Annotated in this window: 19 protein-coding genes; 15 read left to right on the top strand and 4 right to left on the bottom strand. The window is 67.5% G+C overall.

Features of this window, described 5'->3' with window-relative positions; genetic code table 11:
* From P4826_RS04050 to P4826_RS04035, 4 genes are all read right to left on the bottom strand, one after another.
* On the bottom strand, positions 1-1,044 hold the full coding sequence (locus P4826_RS04050) for an efflux RND transporter periplasmic adaptor subunit (protein WP_317702633.1): 1,044 nt from the start codon (positions 1,042-1,044) through the stop codon (positions 1-3).
* Positions 1,045-1,398: 354 nt separating this feature from the next.
* Positions 1,399-3,822 carry a MobH family relaxase gene (mobH, locus tag P4826_RS04045; RefSeq protein ID WP_317702632.1) on the bottom strand — a complete coding sequence of 808 codons (2,424 nt, stop codon included), beginning with the start codon at positions 3,820-3,822 and terminating at the stop codon, positions 1,399-1,401.
* Between the two features lie 4 nt (positions 3,823-3,826).
* Entirely contained in the window at positions 3,827-4,390 is a 564-nt protein-coding gene (locus tag P4826_RS04040) for a hypothetical protein (protein WP_317702631.1), read from the bottom strand.
* 131 nt (positions 4,391-4,521) lie between these two features.
* Positions 4,522-6,270, bottom strand: coding sequence for a DNA cytosine methyltransferase (locus P4826_RS04035; protein WP_317702630.1), 1,749 nt, complete (start codon positions 6,268-6,270; stop codon positions 4,522-4,524).
* A gap of 717 nt (positions 6,271-6,987) precedes the next feature.
* On the opposite strand from P4826_RS04035, the gene pilL2 reads away from it, so the two are divergent.
* The 15 genes from pilL2 (at position 6,988) to P4826_RS03960 (ending at position 19,214) form a co-directional block, all read left to right on the top strand.
* Positions 6,988-7,494: a PFGI-1 class ICE element type IV pilus protein PilL2 gene (pilL2, locus tag P4826_RS04030; RefSeq protein ID WP_317702629.1), complete on the top strand. Its 507-nt coding sequence runs from the start codon at positions 6,988-6,990 to the stop codon at positions 7,492-7,494.
* A 15-nt stretch (positions 7,495-7,509) separates the two neighbouring features.
* Positions 7,510-8,715 (top strand): hypothetical protein, encoded by a 1,206-nt coding sequence (locus tag P4826_RS04025; RefSeq protein ID WP_317702628.1) that lies wholly within the window; start codon positions 7,510-7,512, stop codon positions 8,713-8,715.
* On the top strand, positions 8,712-9,287 hold the full coding sequence (locus P4826_RS04020) for a hypothetical protein (protein WP_317702627.1): 576 nt from the start codon (positions 8,712-8,714) through the stop codon (positions 9,285-9,287). The genes P4826_RS04025 and P4826_RS04020 overlap by 4 nt, the downstream gene beginning before the upstream one ends.
* 22 nt (positions 9,288-9,309) lie before the next feature.
* Positions 9,310-10,137, top strand: a complete 828-nt coding sequence (locus tag P4826_RS04015) for a transglycosylase SLT domain-containing protein (RefSeq protein WP_317702626.1) — start codon at positions 9,310-9,312, stop codon at positions 10,135-10,137.
* Entirely contained in the window at positions 10,130-10,681 is a 552-nt protein-coding gene (locus P4826_RS04010; RefSeq protein ID WP_317702625.1) for a DUF2859 domain-containing protein, read from the top strand. The genes P4826_RS04015 and P4826_RS04010 overlap by 8 nt, the downstream gene beginning before the upstream one ends.
* Positions 10,678-12,960: a type IV conjugative transfer system coupling protein TraD gene (gene traD, locus P4826_RS04005; RefSeq protein ID WP_317702624.1), complete on the top strand. Its 2,283-nt coding sequence runs from the start codon at positions 10,678-10,680 to the stop codon at positions 12,958-12,960. The genes P4826_RS04010 and traD overlap by 4 nt, the downstream gene beginning before the upstream one ends.
* Positions 12,957-13,742 carry a TIGR03747 family integrating conjugative element membrane protein gene (locus P4826_RS04000; protein ID WP_317702623.1) on the top strand — a complete coding sequence of 262 codons (786 nt, stop codon included), beginning with the start codon at positions 12,957-12,959 and terminating at the stop codon, positions 13,740-13,742. The genes traD and P4826_RS04000 overlap by 4 nt, the downstream gene beginning before the upstream one ends.
* A gap of 34 nt (positions 13,743-13,776) precedes the next feature.
* Positions 13,777-14,133 (top strand): integrative conjugative element protein, RAQPRD family, encoded by a 357-nt coding sequence (locus tag P4826_RS03995; protein WP_317702622.1) that lies wholly within the window; start codon positions 13,777-13,779, stop codon positions 14,131-14,133.
* Between the two features lie 22 nt (positions 14,134-14,155).
* On the top strand, positions 14,156-14,386 hold the full coding sequence (locus P4826_RS03990; RefSeq protein ID WP_162844567.1) for a DUF3262 family protein: 231 nt from the start codon (positions 14,156-14,158) through the stop codon (positions 14,384-14,386).
* 95 nt (positions 14,387-14,481) lie between these two features.
* Complete coding sequence (locus tag P4826_RS03985) at positions 14,482-14,877, top strand: DUF2976 domain-containing protein (RefSeq protein ID WP_317702621.1); 396 nt, start codon at positions 14,482-14,484, stop codon at positions 14,875-14,877.
* 25 nt (positions 14,878-14,902) lie between these two features.
* Positions 14,903-15,349, top strand: coding sequence for a TIGR03750 family conjugal transfer protein (locus P4826_RS03980; protein ID WP_317702620.1), 447 nt, complete (start codon positions 14,903-14,905; stop codon positions 15,347-15,349).
* The gene (locus P4826_RS03975) at positions 15,346-16,137 is read left to right on the top strand and encodes a PFL_4703 family integrating conjugative element protein (RefSeq protein ID WP_297746851.1); all 792 of its coding nucleotides are present in this window, start codon (positions 15,346-15,348) and stop codon (positions 16,135-16,137) included. The genes P4826_RS03980 and P4826_RS03975 overlap by 4 nt, the downstream gene beginning before the upstream one ends.
* A gap of 26 nt (positions 16,138-16,163) precedes the next feature.
* Positions 16,164-17,207: a TIGR03749 family integrating conjugative element protein gene (locus tag P4826_RS03970; protein ID WP_317702619.1), complete on the top strand. Its 1,044-nt coding sequence runs from the start codon at positions 16,164-16,166 to the stop codon at positions 17,205-17,207.
* A gap of 14 nt (positions 17,208-17,221) precedes the next feature.
* A complete protein-coding gene (locus tag P4826_RS03965; RefSeq protein ID WP_317702618.1) occupies positions 17,222-18,700 on the top strand; it encodes a TIGR03752 family integrating conjugative element protein in 1,479 nt (492 codons plus the stop codon).
* Positions 18,687-19,214, top strand: coding sequence for a TIGR03751 family conjugal transfer lipoprotein (locus tag P4826_RS03960; protein WP_317702617.1), 528 nt, complete (start codon positions 18,687-18,689; stop codon positions 19,212-19,214). The genes P4826_RS03965 and P4826_RS03960 overlap by 14 nt, the downstream gene beginning before the upstream one ends.
* The last annotated feature ends 21 nt before the right edge of the window (positions 19,215-19,235 follow it).

The raw sequence follows: 19,235 nt of genomic DNA, 5'->3' as shown, positions 1-19,235 counted from the left end.
TCAGCGCACCCTGGCCGCGGCCTGCGGCTCCACGGCCACCTGGTCGCCCACGCGCAGGCCGCTCAGCACCTCCACCATGTCGCCCTGGGGCAGGCCCAGGCGCACCTGGCGCAGCTGCGGCTTGCCGTTGTCGCCTTGCACATAGACGCCCGTCATCTCGGCACGGCGCACGACGGCCGTGGACGGTATCAGCACCCGCTGAGCTGCATCCGCGGCATCACCCTGCCACCACAGGCGCGCAAACATGCCTGGCATGGCGCCCTGCTGATTGGCCGGCAGCTGCACGCGCACCGCCACGGTGTGGCTCAAGGGGTCGGCCGTGGGCAGCAGCTGGATTTGAGACGCTGCAATCGACAGGCGTTGCACGGTCAATCCTGGAATTTCCACCTGCACACCTGAACGCAGTTGCCGGGCTTGATCCTGCGTCAGCTGCGCCGTCAGGCGCAGAGCAGCGGGGTCGTACAAGGACAGCAGCGGCCGGCCCGGCATGGCCATGTCGCCCAGATTGACGGGCACGCTGGAGACAATGCCGGAATAGGGTGCGCGTACGCTGTGCAGCCCGGTTTGCGTGGCCGCCACACCGGCCTGTGCCTGCAGCGCGGTCACCTGCGCCTGGGCTGCACGCCACTGCGCCTCGGCGCCATCGAGCGCCGCCTGGCTGATGTAGCGCTTGGCAAACAGCTGCTTCTGGCGTTCGTACTCCTTGGTTGCCACGTTCAGGCCGGCCTGGGCTGCGGCCACCTGTGCGCTGCTGGCCGCCGCGCCTTGACTGGCCATGCGCGCGTCGATACGCGCCAGCTCCTGCCCGGCTTTCACGGCGTCACCGGCCTTGACCGGCAGGGCCACGATGGCGCCCGGCACCTGGGCCGCGAGCAGCGTCTCGCGCACCGCCTCGACCTTGGCATCCATGCTGCTCCAGCCGGTGCTGCCGGTGGCTTGCACCGTGTAATAGCCCGGTGCTGCAGCAGCTTCGCTGGCATGCACGTGCGCCTGAGCCGCCAGCCCAACGGTCAGAACGGACAACACCCAAGGTGCAAGGGACATGGCAAGGGGCTCCCTGTGAAAATCTGGACATTAATTAAGTAAACTCTAATGTATCATGTTACGCCACCAATCGTGTAGGTGCAGCGCGCCAGAAGCGCTGTCCAAACGCAGCCGTCGACGTAGCAACTTACGAGAGAATATTTAACATAATATACATTGTATCTAGTAGCCAAGTTAAGAAAAAAGGCTGTCAAGCCTTTCCTGGTCACTAGCAAGTCGCTTATGTTGCCGCCCGTTTCAGCCCTTCTGAACTGCACACGCCTCGGACTCTAGCCACCCTCAGAGCCAGTGTCAACCGATGTGGACGAATCCGCACGCCGATCTGTATCGACGAGCACCTTGATGTGTACCTCCTCATGCCAGTTGCAGCACCGGGTTGGCGGGCGGCACGGGCATGACCCAGCGATCGGGCTCCGTAAGCACGACCGCAGAAATCTTACCCACGGCGACAGCGCCACGTCCCAGCACCGCATAGCGCAGGATGTTGAGCCGGCCGCTGCCCTGGGCGCTGGTCATCCGATGCCAGCCGGCCTTGATGACCTCGCGCTGCACCTGCAGGCCATCGGTATCGGCATCCGCCTGGGGGCCGGTTTCGCTGGCGTACAGCTTGAAAATCAACGGTGACACCAGCGCCATGCCCTCGGACGTGAAATGCACCGGCGCACCGGCCTCGTTGTACTTGATCTGCCGGCTGGCCAGGCCTTGCTGCAGCCACTGCATGAAGGCCAGCGCGGTTGGGCTGGGCTCGGTCTTGCGCGCTGCGGTCTCCTGCGGCAACTCGGGCAGCTGGGGCGCCAGTAGCACCGGGCCGGGTTCCGCCGGGCCAAACATGGGCTGGACGAGATGCGTCCTGGCGCGCACTGGCGTCGAGGCCATTGCTGCAGTTTGGTGCTGCCAGGCTTCTGGCGCAGCTGCTTGCCGTTCGCGCGGTGTGCCTGGTGCACGCTCTTGTGCCTTGGCCGCAGCTTCTGGCGCATGCTGATGGCCGTTCTGCCGTGGTTTGACGCTTTGGCCGGCATGGGAGATGCCTGGCGCTGTCTTGTGCTTGTCGGGCAGCTGCCGCACATCATCGTCATCGCCCAGCAGGCCATCATCCACATCGAAGCCATCGACACCCCCGCCAACGGTGATCTCTCCAACTGGCACAGTCCGGGAAGGTTTCGACGCAGCAGGTGCTGCCTGGCGCTGAACCGGCTCTGCAGCATGCTTGGAATTCTTGCCTGTAGGCGCTGCGCCAGCCTTGGGTTTGTTGAATGCCGGCGCACGCAGCTGGGTTCCAGCAGCTGCAGCAGGCTTTTTGCCTTGGATGGGCGCAGCTGTTGCAGCTTCCTGCGGTGCGGTTGGTTCTGCTTCAGTTTCGGGCTCCAAAAAGCGTGGCACAGGCTCCAGGGATGTGGTTGCCACAGCCTCATCGGCGCCAGCCTGAGCGGACGGGTCTTCCTTCGGCCGCTTGTCCTTGACTTCGATGCGCCCAGTCATCACCGGCGGGTATCTGGCCTCATCCTCGTAGAGACGCGCCAGTGGAAACCGGAGCATGGTCAGTTGGTGCGAGTAGCTGGCCGCTTCGTCAGCGGCTGCGCCGCCCTCGCCCTGAGGCGCACCGGCGTTGCCCTGCACCACCACATACCAGACCGCCTGGCCGGTGTGTGGGTTGGGCTGGATGCAGCCATATTCCTGCCAGGTGTCGAACAGGCGATCGTTCTTGCTGTCGCCTGGAATGCTCTCCTCGGGTGCATGTTCGCGCAGCCAGGTGCGCACCGCGTCGGCCAGGCGCTTGGCGACGAACCATACCGATCCGTCATGCACCCAGCCGGCAGCGCCGGAACGGTTCAGCGGCAACGCGGTACCGTTGGCCAGCATGGCGCGGATGGCGCCCATGAGCAACTCGATCAGGGGCACGCTGCTGGCGGTGTCGAAACGCGCCCGGCTGCCCGCCAGGAGCGTCTTGGCTGTCGAGGCCTGATCGGCGCGGCTGACGATGCGCGCCACCAGGCTGCTCTTATCCTGGCCGGACAGGTATTGCGTCAGGGCATCCATGGCCTGCGGCGTGCCGGCCAGAAATGCCAGGGCGGAGGGCGGTGCAATCTGGCCCAGCAGCGTCAGGGCGAGCTTGCTGTGTGCGCCATAGTCGCGCAGGGACTTTGGCGTGAACTCCACGCGGTATTCGGCCTGGGCCCTGCCCTGGGCCAGCTGCACCAGATTGCCGGCCACGGGCGTCCAGCGCAGTGTCTCGCCCATGCCAGCGGCGCGCCACTGGATGCGCAGATCCGTGAGTGGCTTGGCAATGTCATGCAGCAGGGCGGCGTAGAACACCACATAAGTCCACACATCGCGCTCGGCGTCGATCTGCTCGATCTGGGCACCCGAGGGCAGGAAGTGCCCGTTGCGCCAGGTCACGGCCGCCAGCACCATCTCCAGCGTATGCGCGAGCAGCCCGCCGGCGTGTGCATGGTGGTGCGATTCCGAGGCCGGCATCAGCTGCACATAGTCGGCAAAGCGATGGATGGAGCTCAGCAGGTCGCGCTCCCAGACGGGCGCCGCCAGGCGTGACTGCCGCCAGGTGGCGTCGAGCGCCGATTGCGCATGCAATTGCGCCAGCAGTGCCTTGGCATCGAGCACCCTGATCCAACCCTGGGCCGTACCCTCTACGCCTGTTGCAGAGCGACCGGGTGGGGCCGTGGCGTCGGCGGCTGGCCGGGCCTGCTCGGCGCCTGCGGCGCGCTGGCTGCTGCCGCGGAGCAGCAGGGCTCGATAACCACTGATCCAGCGCCGCATCATTGCCCTACTCCTGGTTCAGAAACACGCGATGTGTCTCAAGCGGAGGCGTGATCCGGCAGGCGGTCAGATAGACCATCAGCTCATCGCCTGGGCGCGCCAGTTCCACGAAGGACAGCCAGGACTGTTGCAGCGGCACCCAGACCAGGGCACTGCCATCCTGGGCCATTCTGCGGCTCCAGTAGGCGCGGTACCGCAGGAAATCGAGGCACAACAGATCGTCGATGATGCGTTGCTTCAACTGGCTCGCATCCATTGAAGTCGCCGTATCTGCATTGTGCGGCCTGTCCGCGCTGCGCAGGCACAGCACATAGGACGCCAGCAGATCGCGCACGCACAGGCAGGGCTCCTGTCCCGGATCGACCCAGCGCTCCATGCCGTCATAGAAGGACAGCCAGCGCACGATGCGTGGCGTCCAGCGCTCCAGCGCCAGACTGTGCAGATGTGCCGCAATCGCAAAGATGGCATGGCTGTGATCGAGCTCATCGCGACCCCAGTGCGGAAATTCCGGGTTGCTGCGGTGCGGTTCATGCTGGCTATGCGCCTTGGGTGTCTCCGGTTCGTCGCCCATGGCAGCACCTCCCTGCCCTGCTCGGGCCGTCGCATGTAGGAATCGCCGGGTCAGCCTTGACCACGTTGCCATCGCACCATCGGTTTGATGGAACAAGTCCAAACCACCAGGACGGTACAACGTCCCCAACGTCATGCCCACGCCCGCTGGTAACGTGGTTCGGCCATGGGTTGCTGCGCCAGCTCACGATAGTTGGCCGCGACGATGGCGTGCATCGGCACGGGACTAACGGAATTGCCGCACATCCTGATCTGCGCCGTCTTGGACAGCGGCTGGCCCGCCGCGGTGCGGTCGATCACATAGTCCGGCGGGAAATCCTGTGCGTTGTACAGCTCGCGCGGCATCAGCATGCGCAGGGTGATGTCCACGATCACCCACGGCTCGCCCTGCAGCCATACGGTCACCAGCGCCAGGCGATCGCGCGTCGTGACGGTGGTCATGGGTTCGCGCAGATCGGCCCACTGGCCGCCGCTGGCGTGATAGCGCATCAGGAACGCCGCGCAGCGCAAGGCGCCGGCCTCGTCGTCCTGGCTCAGCTGGTACTGCACCAGGGCGTGGTGCTCGCCACCGGCCGCCACCGTCGCCAGCGGCTCGCGCAGGTCGCGGGCCGGCGTTGCATTGAAACCGCCGTTGGCCTGCACCATGAATGCCGTGGCGAGGCTCTGGCCGCCGCCGCTGGCAGTAACGGTTCCCAGCGGACTGGTGATGTCGTTGACGCCGTAGCTCCAGCGCTTGCCGCCGTCTTTTCCCTCGCCGTGGCCTGCCTGGACGAGGTAGGCTGAGGCCGTGGCGAACTTCTGCCCTCCAGCAACGATAGTGCCGAGCGGCGCCCCCAGATCCAGTGCGCGTGGCGCCTGCCCCGAGCGTTCGCCGTAGCCCATTTGGACGAGCGTCGGAGTGACGAGCATCTTGTGGCCTCCGGTCAACGCGCTGGCCAGAGGCTCGGACACGGTGCGCGGCCGGTTCCCCGAAAGGTTGTTGACGATGAACGGGGCATGGCTGCCCAGAACGTAGCGCTGCAGGCCGTGCGCGATACGTCGCATGGTGGCCTCGGCCAGCGGTTTCTTGCGTCCAAAGATGCTGGTACTCGCAATGCCCCAGTCGATGCATTCCGCCGCAGGCTTCCAGCGTTTGCGCCCGGCCTGCGCCTTCCTGGCATGGGTAGGTTCGGGCCAGATGATGGGCAGGCCGTCACGCCTTGCGATCAGGTACAGGCGCCGGCGCGTGCTGTGCGCACCGAGATCGGCGTTGCAGATCACGCGCCATTGCACGGCGTAGCCCAGGGCGCGCAGTCCCTCGACAAAATGCCGCCAGTTGCGCCCGAGTCGGGCGCGATCGGGCACCAGGTACTGCCTACCTATCGGCACCTGCTCACCCGGATCGGCGACGCGATAGCGGCTGGTGTCGGATGTGTCCGTGACGCGATCGAGCGTGACGATGCGCCCCGTGGCCGGGTCGCGCTTGGCCACCAGCGGCGACCATTGCAGCATCTGCTCGACGTTCTCCAGCGTGATGACCTCGGGGCGCACCTTGCCGGCCCAGCGATGCACCACCCAGGCCAGCGAGCGGATGCTGCGGCAACGTGGCTGACCGCCCAGGGCCTGCGAATGGTGCGTGCAGTCGGGAGACGCATGCAGCAGTCCGACCGGCCTGCCCTGTGTGGCTTCGAGCGGATCGACCTCCCACACGTCCGACAGCAGATGGCGTGTCTGCGGGTGATTGGCGGCGTGCATGCCTATGGCCTGCGGATCATGGTTGATGGCGATGTCCACGCAGCGGCCTATGGCCTGCTCGATGCCGCAGCTCGCGCCGCCGCCGCCCGCGAACAGGTCAATCACCAGCTTGGCGTGCAGCGGGAGTTTGAGTTGCGGACTCAGCATGGATCAGTCTCTCTCAAGGGCTTGGTCAACATGGCCCTTTCGATACTGCCGATGGCCTGGCCGGCTGTCAGCCGACTAGCCTCGGAAACGTGACCGAGGGTTAGCGCTTGCAGGCAGATCGATCTTGTGCTAATCGCGCCGTCAGACGATTGGCCGAGCGTCGCGTTGCGCGCGTTCTGCGCCACGCCGCACGATGCGTCGCCCTGCGGCAGGGCCGTCAGCGCCCGAGCGCCCCGCGCGGGCGCTGACCGATACCCCGTAAAGCACCCTTTCCCGTCCCCGTAGGCCGTTTCCCGCGCGTGCGACGACTTTAGGAGCACGCGCGGCCCTTTGGATTGGGCCCTTAACCAGTAGAAGGCCGTTTACCCGTCGGCCAGCCGCCCCGGCTGGCCCCGCCGTTTGCCATTTCGCATGGGCCATTTGGCACGGCAGATGATCAACGATGCCTGCCCAGGATGCGGCATCCTGATTTGCAAGCATGTTTAGAAGTGCTTGTCAAGCGCTTAGCCTCCGTCACGTAACCGAGGGCAAGCGCTGGTTTCGCCGGGCCATCGCGGCAACACTTTTCTCACTGGCGACGCTTCCGGCTTGTCCGAAGTGTCTTTTGCCCGGTGACAACGGCTTGAACCCTCTTGACTGTTCCCTCCCTTGGCTTTGGTTCGCGCTGTCACAGCACTGGAAACGGTGCTGGCCGGGTCTTTCTATTCGGGTGACCCCATGACACTTGCACGCTTTCTGACCGCCCTGGCCTGCACCGCCTGCACTGGGGCCATCGCGCAACCCGTGGGAGTCACCGATCCGCCTGGTGGTGCGGAACTCCCCTTGGGAGTTGTCCTGGCCGGCGGTCAGATGCAGGTTGGCCGCTACACCACCACGGTGGCGACGCCTGCGGGCCAGGCCGCCGACCCTCTGGATGTATTCGTGCGCCTGAGCTACCCGCGCCAGACCGTGAGCACCGTGGGGGACGCGCTGCGCCACACGCTGCTGCGCACTGGCTGGCGCCTGGTGGAGAGCAGCGCGCTCACGCCGCAGGCCGCACATCTGCTCGGCCTGCCACTGCCGGAATCACAGCGTCAGCTCGGCCCCTACAAGGCCCGCGCGATTCTGGAGGTGCTTACCGGCCCGAGCTGGCGCTGGCATGAAGACCCGATTCAACGCCTGGTGTGGTTCGAGCAGGCCGTGGCGCCCCTGGCGGCGACCACCGATGCGCACGCCGCGTACTGAGGCAGGGTGGAACTCATGCATACCGAACCGAACGACCAGCTCCTGATACAGGAGCAACAGGCCGAGCAAGTACGCCGCCTGCAACGTGCCGAGCAACAGCGCAGGCAAGAGCACCAGCAGCTGCTGGAAGATCAGGAGCGCGAGGAACAGCGCCTGCTGGAGCAGCGCCAACGCGCCGAAGAGCCGCGCGTAGATCGCGGGCGCAAGGCTGCTGCCCAGGCGGCCGATGGCGTCCGCACACCGGAACAGCAGGCACAGGATGAGGAGCAGCAAGAACCTCGCTCCGCCACATCCGGCTGGTTCAAGCGCCGCCTCCAAAAAAAGGACGTTGACGGCGACCAGGACGGCGAGGACGCCGAGGCTGACGATGATCAAGATCGGCCCGTAGCTCAGGAATCCACCAGCTCGACCGGTGGCACGGGTCTTGGCATCGGTTTCGTGGTCGTTGCGCTGCTCCTGGCCGCCGGCGCAAGTTTTGTCGGCTACCGCTTCTTGAACGGCCAGGCCGACGACCAGCCTGCAGCGGTCGCCAGCGAGGCACGGACTGCGCCCGCATTGCCGCTGGCAGAACCCCGAGATTCCCGTCCCGCCGTCGTGCAGGCGCCAGGCCATGCCGAGCCCGTGGCAGCGAAGCCGCCCGTTGCCCTGCCGGAGCCCACCGATGCGCCCGATGATCTGGCGCCAGCCGCGACAGCAGCCGCCACGCCGGCCGGGCCTGCACAGTCTCCCGCAGCTGTTGTCACGGCTGATGCAAAGCCGGCAAGTTCCGACGCAAGTGTTGGTGCAGCGGCTGTGACGCCCGACACACAAAGGGAGCAGATACAGGCCCTGGAGCAGCGCGTGGCCCACCTGGAGCAGCAGCTGCAAGGCCAGCAAGCAAACCCACGGCCGGCCCCTGCCAACGTCCGGCCCGCCGGGCAGTACCCGCGCGCAGCAACGGCGCAGGCGCCGACCAGGCCCGTGGCCGTGACACCAAGAGCCACGCCAGCGGCAACACCTGCGGCTCAGGGGCAGCTGCTGGCGATCGATACCTGGGATGGCCGCCCATCGGTCGTCGTGGGCACCGGCATGCCCGGCGACCAGCGCGTGCGCGTGCTGCAGCCCGGCGAGTCCTTCAACGGCATCAGCCTGCAGTCCGTCGATGTGCAGGCAGGCCGTGCCACCTTCTTGGCTGCTGGCGGCAAGCCGTTCACGCTGCAACTGCACGAGGCCGCTCAATGAAGCATCCCGCACGCACACCAACGGCCTTCGTTGACCTGGTCTGGGCCGTCGCCCTGGTGCTGGTGGCAGCGCTGATGGGATCGGGCCTGGCGCACGCGCAGAGCGTGGCCCGTACCGAGCAGCAGCGTACCCAGGAAGCCGGCTCACAGAACAGCTACACGACCCTGAGTGACCGTGATCGACTGCTGGGACAGATCTGGGGCCTGTCCAACGAGGAGATGACCCGTGCCAAGGTGCTGCTGGAGGGGCCGCGCAAGAGCTTTTCCGTGGAAAACCTCTCGCCCGTGGAAGCGTTGGGCATCCACGCGCGCACCGACGCCGAGCGGCGCAAGTACGCCGAGATGTTTGCCCGTGCCTTCCACGCGGACGTGGAACGCTCGCTGGCCTGGAACCAGGCATTCACCGAGGCCATGGGGCGCCTCTACCCCAACGAGCCCATCATCGACTACTCGGGAGGCACGCCGGTGGCCGCGCCCGTGGGCGCCGCCGATGCCCTGGGCGTGCCGCGCAGCCTGGTGATTGATCAGTCGCCATCGGCCCAGCCACGCCCGCGTCCCGCGAGCAAGCGCTGAGCACCACAGCACAGGCACCGCCATGATCGCCCACCCCCGCCTCTCCCAGCCATGCGGCGCAGCGCTGACACAGCGCCGCGGCCTGCTGGTGCGCGCTGCGGCCCTGCTCGCGGGCGCCGTGGCCTGGCCGGCGCAGGCCCGCGTCAGCGACTGGTTGCCTTACCGGCCGGATCAGGTGCGCCGCCTGGAGCCCAGGCTGTCTGAGGGGATGGATCACGCCGCCATGTCCGGTAGGACGCTGCGCATCGATCCGGTCATCACGGAATTTGAGCCTGCCACGTCCCGCGCCCCCGTCCGTCGTCCCGGCAAGGCCAGCGCCACATCGGCTGTCGCATCCGGCCTGCAGCCGCCCGGCGCCTACGTGCGCATAGCACGTCAGTACGGTGTTGATCCCTGGCTGCTCTATGGCGTGGCGCTGCAGGAATCGCAGCTCAAGTTCGGCGCGCGCACCCTGCCCTACCCGTGGACGCTGTGCGTGCGCGGCAAGGGCCTGCGCTATGCCGGCTATGGCGAAACCCTGGCCGCCCTCAAGGGCTATGTGGGCCGGGGCGTGACGAACGTCGATTGCGGCGCCATGCAGGTCAACTGGCGCTGGCATGCCGACAGGCTGGGCAGCTTCGAGCGTGCCCTCGACCCGTACCCGAATCTCAGCGTGGGCGCGCAGATCCTGCGCGGACACTATGACGCGCGTGGCGACTGGCGCCGTGCGATTGCGCTCTATCACACGGGTTCCGATGCCACGTTGGAAACCCGCCAGCGCGGCGAACGCTATGCCGCGCAGACCCTGGCCAGGCTGGAGCGCCTGGGCGTGCGCCAGGCCGCTGCGATCGCGGGAGGGCGCCATGGCTAAGTCCACGCACATTCTTGGCACCCTGGTGGCAGGTCTGGCCGGTATGCTGTGCCTGCCCTGGCCGGTGCTGGCCGGCCCTGGCAATTCAGGCCAGCCGCTGCAGGAAATCAACGCCGGCCCTGCCGTTCCCGTGGCGCCCTATCTGAGCCACCTGCTGGCAGGGCAAGACCAGCCGCTCACGGGCGTGGCGTTCCCCCTGGTGTCGCGGCTCAAGCCTGGCCGCCTCAAGGCCGGTCTCGGCCCGGTGCTCGACAGCCGCTGGCTCACCGAGCCGGTGTTTGTGATCGGCACCGACGAGGCATCCATGGCCTGGCTCGCACGCCACGCCGATGCACTGCGCCGCCTCGGCGCCAGCGGTGTGGTGCTGGCGGCGCAGGACGCCACGGCTTTCAAGCGCGTGCAGCAGCTGGCCAACGAGCACAGCCTGCCGATTACGCATGGCCCGGATCGCTGGCTGGAAGAGCGCCTGCTGGCCCGCAACGCCGGCGTCCTGCCCGTGTTGATCCTGCTCGACGGCCATGCCACCCAGGAGCCCTCCCCATGAAAAACCATGCCGTCCTGGAGGGCCTGCTGCGCCCGCCGATCGAGCTCTACAGCGCAGGCGTGTCCGCGGGCGTGGCCGTGGTCGCCGCGGCGGCGCCCTGGGCCTTGATGATGCCGCCTGTCCTGGGCTGGGGCGCCGCCGCCATTGCCGGTGGCTTTGCCTGGGTGCGCACGCGCCAGGCCCTGGAAGTCATGCACTACCAGCATGGCATGAAGTTCTACAAAGTCACGCGCGTGGCGCCCTCCAAGCTGCCGGTGAGTCAGGAGCTGCTGTACCTGGGCCAGGGCTTTGAGTGGACGCAGCAGCACACCCAGCGCAAGCGCGATGCGATACAGGTGGACGCCAAGCCCTTCGTGCGGCCAGGACGGCTGGAGCAGTCGCTGCGCCGGCGCGGCGCCGCATGGCAGGAGGCGGCAGGCCAGCCAGAGGCCCGGCCGATGGTGCGCGCCCTCGGGGCGCTGGCCAGTGTGGACAGCTGGCTGAACCCGTTTCGCGCCTATCCCGACCTGGGCGGATCGCCCATCCTGCACGGCGTGGGCGCCCCGCAGGAGGTTCCGGTGGCCCTGCGCCAGTCGGCGCGCACCGGCCACATGATCGTCATGGGCACGACGCGCGTGGGCAAGACGCGGCTGCTGGAGATGCTGGCGACGCAGGACATACACGCGGGCAAGGTGACCATCGTCATCGACCCCAAGGGCGATGCCGACCTGATGCTGCGCATGTACGCCGAGGCCAAGCGTGCCGGGCGCCTGGATCGCTTCTACCTGTTCCACCTGGGCTACCCGGATATTTCTGCGCGCTACAACGGCATCGGCAACTTCGCGCGCATCACCGAGGTGGCCACGCGGGCCACCAATGCCCTGCCCTCGTCGGGCAACTCGGCCGCGTTCAAGGAGTTTTCCTGGCGCTTTTCCAACATCGTCGCCCAGGCCCAGGTGGCCCTGGGCCGGGTGCCGACCTATGAGTCGCTGCTCAAGGACGTGACCGGCATCGATGGCCTGTTCCTGGACTACGCCACCATGGTGTTCGAGGGTCTTGCGGCCCAGGGGCGCTTTCCCGACTGGCAGGAGCGCGTGACCATGCTGCAGGCGCAGATTGGCGTCAAGGGCGGCATCCCGGTGCCGCGCAGCCTGCAGGACAGGCCGGCCGAGCTGGTGGCCATGTTTCTGTGGATCAAGGAAACCCGGCTCGATGACAAGGTGCTCACCGGCCTGGCCGCGGCCTTCAGCTACGAGCGCAGTTTCTACGAGAAGATCATCGCCAGCCTCGGCCCCTTCCTGGAGAAGCTCACCACGGGCGCCGTGGGCAAGCTCATCAGCCCGGACTACTTCGATCCCGAGGACAAGCGCCCGATCTTCGATTGGATGACCGTGATGCGCCAGGGCGGCATCGTCTATGTGGGCTTGGATGCGCTCTCGGACGCCGTGGTGTCCTCGGCCGTGGGCAACTCCATGCTGGCCGACCTGGTGAGCGTGGGCGGCAAGCTCTACAAGAGCGGGCTTGATCCCCATGATCCCGAGGGCAAGCTCAAGCTGCCCGAAGTCTGCTGCCATTTCGATGAGGTCAACGAGATTGCCGGCCCGGAGTTCGTGCCCATGGTGAACAAGCTGGGCGGCTCGGGGTTCAGGATCACGGCCTACACCCAGTCCATGTTCGACATCGAGGCCAGGGTTGGAGACAGGGCCAAGGCCGGCCAGATTCTGGACAACTTCAACCACCTGGTGATGCTGCGCGTGCGCAGCGTGACCACGGCGAATCTGCTGGCCGAACAGGTGCCACAGGTGGACGTGGTGCATCTGACGCCCATGTCCGGTGTCACCGACACGGCGGCGCAGGGCACCGGCGTGGACTTCACCAGCCGCAACGACGACATCGTCACCAAGACCAAGGTGCCCATGATCGAGGCCGCCGACATTCTGGAGCTGCCCCAGGGCCAGGCCTTTGCGCTGCTGGAGGGCAACCGGCGCTACAAGATCCGCATCCCGCTGGCGGATTCGCGCGGCGACCCCTTCGTGCCCGAATCGCTCAAGAAGGTGGCTTCGGACATGAAGCAGCGCTACCGCACGAGCGAGCAATGGGCCAGGGAAACCGACTGGCTCGGGCAGACGGGCGGCTGGCTGGCCGGCCAACCCCTGGGCGATGCCGGCTTAGGCGTGATCGATACCAGCCTGGCCGATGTCGATGAGGCCGGTGCCCGGCCCAGGGCCGGCGACGATGGGCCGTCCGGGGCGCTGGGCGATTCGGGCGTGCTCGGCCAGATCATGGAGCGTTCCGCATGACGCCGCGCCCCACCCAGGGCGGCACTCCGGTGCGTGCCCGCACCCGTGGCCCGGTCGAGCTGACGCTGGAAGTGGCGTTCGGCCTGATCTTCGTGTCGCTGTTTGCCTGGTTCATAGGCGTCATGATCGAACTCGCCGGGCATTACGTACTGTGGAAGGAAGAAGGTGCCCTGGCGCATTCGCAGCGCATCGTGGCGCAGGACATGGGCTACATCGCGGCGGCGCCGCGCAGCCTGCTGATCGACGATACCGAAGGCTTTGCGCACCGGCTCAACGGCTGGGCCGCCTGGCCCTATGAGCGCCTGGGGGTGCTGGCCTGGTACAGGCGCACGCATACGCCGGGCCAGGAGCCGGCACCATCGGCCAGCCAGCGCAAGGCATCGGCGCCACAGCAGCTCGGCCTGGGCCTGCAAAGCGCCACGCGCTCCATCGGCAAGACCGCCAGCTACTGGGCCGTGGTGTCCATGCATGTGGCGCAGGACGTGCTGCTGCGCCTGTCGGTGGCCCTGTTCGCCCTGCCCGCCTTCGCCCTGGCCTGCATCGTCGGCATTGTCGATGGCCTGGTGCGCCGCGACCTGCGCCGCTGGCAGGGCGGGCGCGAAAGCTCCTTTGTCTATCACCACGCCAAACGCTACACGGCCTGGGCGCTGACGGGCGGCTTCGGCCTGTACCTGACCTGGCCCTTCGGCGGCTTCAACCCGGCCTACATGGTGCTGGTGTTCACCGTGCTGGTGGCCGCCACGCTGTCCACCACGGTAGGCAGTTTCAAGAAATACGTCTGACGCAACCCGATTTTTCCAGCAAGGAGAACCCACCATGTCCCAAGCCATTCCTACCAACGCAGGCCAGCCCGGCGCCAGTGCCGGCACCCGCGTGCGCCGCGCCTGGCTGCTGGCCCTGTTCGTGGCCGCGGGCCTGGCCGCGCAGGGCGCGCAGGCCGGCGACGACGACAGCGAGCGCGAGAACTTGGCGCGCATCGCGCACGAGATTGCTCGCCTGCAGGCACAGGTGTCCGCCGCCGCCCAGGACGCACCGACCGGGCAGCGCGTGAAGTTCCGCTATGACTGGCTGCAGCGCGACCTGCAGATGCTGCGCGAGGGCGTGGAGCGCCACGCCGATGCCGCGCGCCAGCCGCGCCCCGTGCCGCCACTGCGCGGCGACTACCGCCAGTGATGGCGCGCGCAGGAGACAACCCATGAACGCCGCCATGCGCAGTGCATTCCAGTCGGGATCGGGCATCGATCCCCTGGTGCTCAAGTCCACCCTGGGCCTGATCGCGGTGGCGCTGATCCTCGTGGTCGCCAGCTGGTTCGTGGTGCAGCTCATCGACGCCTACCGCGACGACAGGCTGACCACGGGCGACATGGTTCTTGGTTCGGTGCGACTGCTGATCCTGGTCGCGCTGGTTGTGTTCGTCATCGTCTGAGGGAGGGCCGGCGCAGCAAGACCATTCGCAGCAAACACCCCAGAACCCCGTTTCAAGTGCTTTCGCAACCCTCCCACTTCAAAGGAGAACCTTCCGTGAAACAGCTCTCTCTCAAAAATCTCGCTGCCCGCGCCCGGGACAAGTCCGCCCGCCTGATGCTGGCGCCCGCCGTGGCCCTGCTGTGCAGCCCGGCCTTCGCCGCCCTGCCGACCATGCCCACCCCCGGCCAGGCCATCGGCGGCGGCGCCGTCGCCAGCGGCGACTGGCTGGGCGCCATGGGCGCCTGGTTCAAGGCCGGCGTGACCATCCTCGGCCTGGTGCTGGCCGCGCTGGGCTTCATCTACGTGGTCATGGGAGCGCTGGGCAAGTGGCGCGCCTACTCAATGGGCCGTGCGGAAATCGCCGACCTCAAGGAGTATTTCATCATGGCCGCAGTGCTCGGCGTGTTCCTGGTGATCATGGTCACCTACTCGCTGCAGATCCTGACCTGACCGCCCCGCCCCCAGGGATCAAGCCATGAGCACCCGCAACCGCTCCCAGGCCGCAGCCGATATCGAGGCCGTGCGCCACAAGGCGCCGGTCACCGATCGCGTGAACGTCGAGCCCTCCATCCTCAACGGCATGAACATGCCCGAGGCCCAGGTCATAGGCGCGGTGTCGCTCGTGGTGTTCCTGATCATCGGCGGCCTGGTCTTCTCGGTCACCCGACTGTGGCAGGTCTGGCTGCTGCTGTCGCTGATCGGGCCGACCCTGGCGCTGTGGTTCGGCTCGCTGTACCTGGCGCGCATCAAGCGCGGCCGGCCCGACGCCTACTACACCCAGGCCATCCACCTGTGGCTTGCCCAGCGCAGCCTCGTCAAGCCCAGGTTCATTACCTACCACGGCTGGTGGTCGCTGGGTCGCTCGTTCGACCTGTCGCTCGCCAGTCCTCTCGAACCACCCCAGGAATCGACCAAGCCATGAGCAGCAAGCAACAACTCGATGCGCTCGCCGCCGAGCGCTCCCACAACGCCACGCTGCGCAAGATGATCCTGCTGGTGGCCCTGCTCGGTGGCGTCGGCATGTACATCGCGCATTCCCTGCCAAAGTCCATAGACCTGCATGTGGCGACCGACATGAAGGCCGGCGATACCGTGCATTTCCAGGGCGGCCAGGCCGTGGTGCCGGACGTGAATGTGTATGGCTTCGCCTACTACATCTGGCAGCAGATCAACCGCTGGCAGGCCGATGGCGCGACGGACTACGGCGCGCAGATCTTCCGGTTCCAGGCCTATGTGACGCCAAGCTGCCGGGCGCAGCTCGAAGCCGACCTGGACAGCCGCTACCAGGCCGGCGAGCTCCGCGCCCGCACGCGCCAGATGACGGAAATCCCCGGTCTGGGCTACGCCGCCAACCGGGTGCTGCCCGATGGCCAGGCCGCCTGGACGGTGCTGCTGGACATGCAGCTGATGGAGGCCTTCAGGGGCCAGCCCGTCAAGGATGCCTTCATCCGCTACCCGATCCGTGTGGTGCGCTATGACGTGGACAGGGAGCGCAATCCCTGGCGCCTGGCGATCGACTGCTATGGCAGCCACAGGCCCGAACGGCTTGATGTACGCGACGTACAGGACGCCAGCAGCGGCAAGACCGAGGCCAGCCTCCCCTCCATCGTGACGCCGCCCGCGCTGCCACGCACCACGGGCGATGCCGTCGATCCCCACGCCACGCCCACGGCCACGCCCCTGCAGCACAGCGCTGCATCGGCGCAGTGATCCCGATCCCGCGAGGAAACACCACCATGACCCGTACTGCTTCAAAGCCCAGGCAAGTCCCGGCCCTGGCATGTGCCGTGCTGCTGTCCTGCGCCACTGGCGCCTGGGCGCAGGAGGTATCCGTTGCCACACTGCAGAACGTGCCTGCCGACATGATCGAGCCGGCGCCCGCCGCGCAGCCTGGTGCCATCGACCTGGGACAGAGCCTCACGTCCCCTGGCTCGCCAGGCACCGGCGCCGGCGCCGCCACGGGCGCCGCCAGCCGTGCGGCCAGCGCGGCACGCAAGAGCGACATGCGTACCCGCCGCCCCCCGGCGACTGCGGCCAGCGCCCGCGCCGGCATCGAGCGCGCCGTGTTCGAGCGCCAGCCCATCGCGGTGCCGCTGCCCGTGGGACGCGAGCGCCTCATCACGCTGCCGGCCCCGGCGGCGCTGCATGTGCCCAGCGACATGGCCAGGGTGGCACGCATCGAGATCATCGACCGCACCATCTATGCCACGGCCCTGGTGCCGTTCACGCCCATTCGCATCGTGGCCGAGCTGATCGACACCGGCCAGCAGCTGCCGATGGACATGGTGGCCGACAAGAGCACGGCAGATGCGCAGGCCGAGCTGGAGGTGTTCGTCGTTGATCCCGCGAACCCGCGCGCAGCCAAGGCCGGCGCCGCGGCCGACGACAGCAGCGATGCCGCACCCGAGCAGCCTGCCGCCGACATGGTGGAGCTGACCCGCCATGCGGCACGCCAGCTGTATGCACCGCGGCGCCTGGCCTGGACGCAGACCGGCGTGCAGCAGGTGGAACTGAACACCGATCCCGTGGATGGTCTGATACCGGGCGCCCGCGTTGAAACCGTGCCGCTTGGCCAGTGGCGCAGTGGGCAGCTGTATGTGACCGCCGTGCGCGTTACCAACCGTTCGGCCCGCCCGCTGGAGATTCCCCTGGAGGGCATTCGCGGGCGCTGGCTTGCGGCGTCGGCCCAGCATGGCCGTATCGGCCCGGGCGGCAGCGACACCGACACCACGGCGCTGTACCTGGTGTGCGACCGCAGCTTTGCGGCCTGCCTGCGCTGACAAGGAGGCCCGTCATGGCAACCACCAGCAACAAGCTCATCCCCATCGTCGCCGCCGTCGGCATGACCATCGTCGGCGTGGTGCTCTACAAGCAGTTCGCAGGGGACGGCAGCGTCAAGGCAGGCGCCGAAATGACCGCCGTGCCCAAGCCGCAACTGCCCAAGACCGATGGCGCGGACAACGACACGCCCACCGAAACCCTGCGCACGGTGACCACCAGCAACGCCGAGCTGCGATCGGAAGTGGCCAAGGTCATCAAGATCAACAACGACCTGATCGAAGAAAACAAAAAGCTGCGCGACCGCGAGCGCGGCGGTGCCGCCGGGGCCGCGGCCCAGGCCGCCGCCCCGGCGCCAGCGCCTGAACGCTCGCCGCTGGATAACGCGCTGGACACGGCGGCACAGGCCGCCGACAGCTTCACGCTCGGCCTGTCCAGCCTGGATACGGTCAAGGGCAAGACCCCGCAAGCGGGTGCTGGCGCTGCCGGCACCGCTGGCATGGCCGATGAGGCTACGGCCGAGGCCGCGGGTGCCGTGCGCTACAGCGTGTTGCCGCCCATGGGCTATGCGGTGCAGACCGAGCCGGCACGCGGCCAGGGCCAGAACGCGCCGCCCATGACGCGCTATGTGCGCACCATGCACACCGAAGGCCCTGGCACCACAACGGCGCCGGCCGATGGCCCGGCGTCCCAGGCCGCGCGTGCCGCCCAGGACAGGCGCGAGCCGGTGCCGTATTTCACGCTGCCGGAAAACGCCACGCTGGCCGGTGCCACGGCCATGACGGCGCTGATCGGCCGCGTGCCCATCGATGGACGGGTGACCGACCCGATGCAGTTCAAGGCCGTGATCGGCCGCGACAACCTGGCCGCCAATGGTTTCGAGCTGCCGGGGGATGTGTCCGGGATGATCGTGACGGGCGTTGCCATTGGCGACATGGCACTGTCGTGCAGCGAAGGCCGGGTGCGCTCGGTGACCTTTGTGTTCAACGACGGCTCCATCCAGACTGTTTCCGCGCGTGGTGCGGGCTCGCGCAGCATCAACACCGGAGCCGGCGCCAGCAGCAACAGTGATCTGGGCTTCATCAGCGACCTGCACGGCAATCCCTGCATCACGGGCAAGTTCGTCACCAACGCGCCCGCCTATCTGACCGACCTGATCGGCCTGGGGGCGCTGGGCGTGGCCGGCCAGGCCTATTCCGAGGCGCAGCGCACCACCTACAGCGGCATGCAGGGCAGCAGCAGCACGATTACCGGCAGTGCCGGCAGCTACGCCCTGGGCCAGGCCGTGGCCGGCGGCACAAACGAAGTCTCCAAGTGGCTGCTGCAGCGCCTGAAGAACAGCTTTGACGCCGTGATCACGCCCTCGGGCCACCAGCTCGTGGTGCATCTGGACAGGGAGATCCAGATCGACAAGGCGCCCAACGCACGCAAGCTCATCCATCGCAAGCAGGGCGGCCTGCAGCTCGCCCGAGGAGAACACCATGGTCTTGAATGATGTGAGGCGCCAGCGCGCCACCCTGCCCTGCGCGCTGGCCGCGCTGCTGCTGGCCGGCTGCTCGGTCACCGGCTCGCGCGAATCCCCCATCAACGAGGTCACGCGCGGCTCGCCCACGGTCGTGGACATCTATCGCGGCCAGACCGAAGGTGGCACACAGGGAGACGGCGCCAGGCGTGAGGCCGCGCCCCAGGAGCGGCTGCGCTCGCAGTCCCAGGCGCGCCCGATCGCGGCCGGCGACGGCAACACCCAGCGCTACTGGTCGGCCCTGGAGCCGCTGCAACAGCGCTTTGCCCGTGTTCCCAATCCGGATCTGGTGATGGTGGTCTATCCCCACCTGGCCAAGGGCAAGTACCCGGTGCCCGGCTATGTGACCGTGTTCCCGATGTACGAGCAGACCCAGTATGCGCTGCCCGGCGAGGTGGCCGAGGACTTGATCGCGGGACATGCCCGCTACCAGGGTTCCGAGACTGCGGCCAAGAACACCAGCGCCAAGGCGCCGCGCCAGCCCTGAGCCGGGCTGCGCCAGCTACAG

This window comes from Diaphorobacter limosus (assembly GCF_033100095.1).
In the GTDB taxonomy this organism is placed as follows: domain Bacteria; phylum Pseudomonadota; class Gammaproteobacteria; order Burkholderiales; family Burkholderiaceae_C; genus Alicycliphilus; species Alicycliphilus limosus.
Note: the sequence above shows the minus strand (reverse complement) of the source record. Positions and strands in the feature narration are given on the sequence as shown.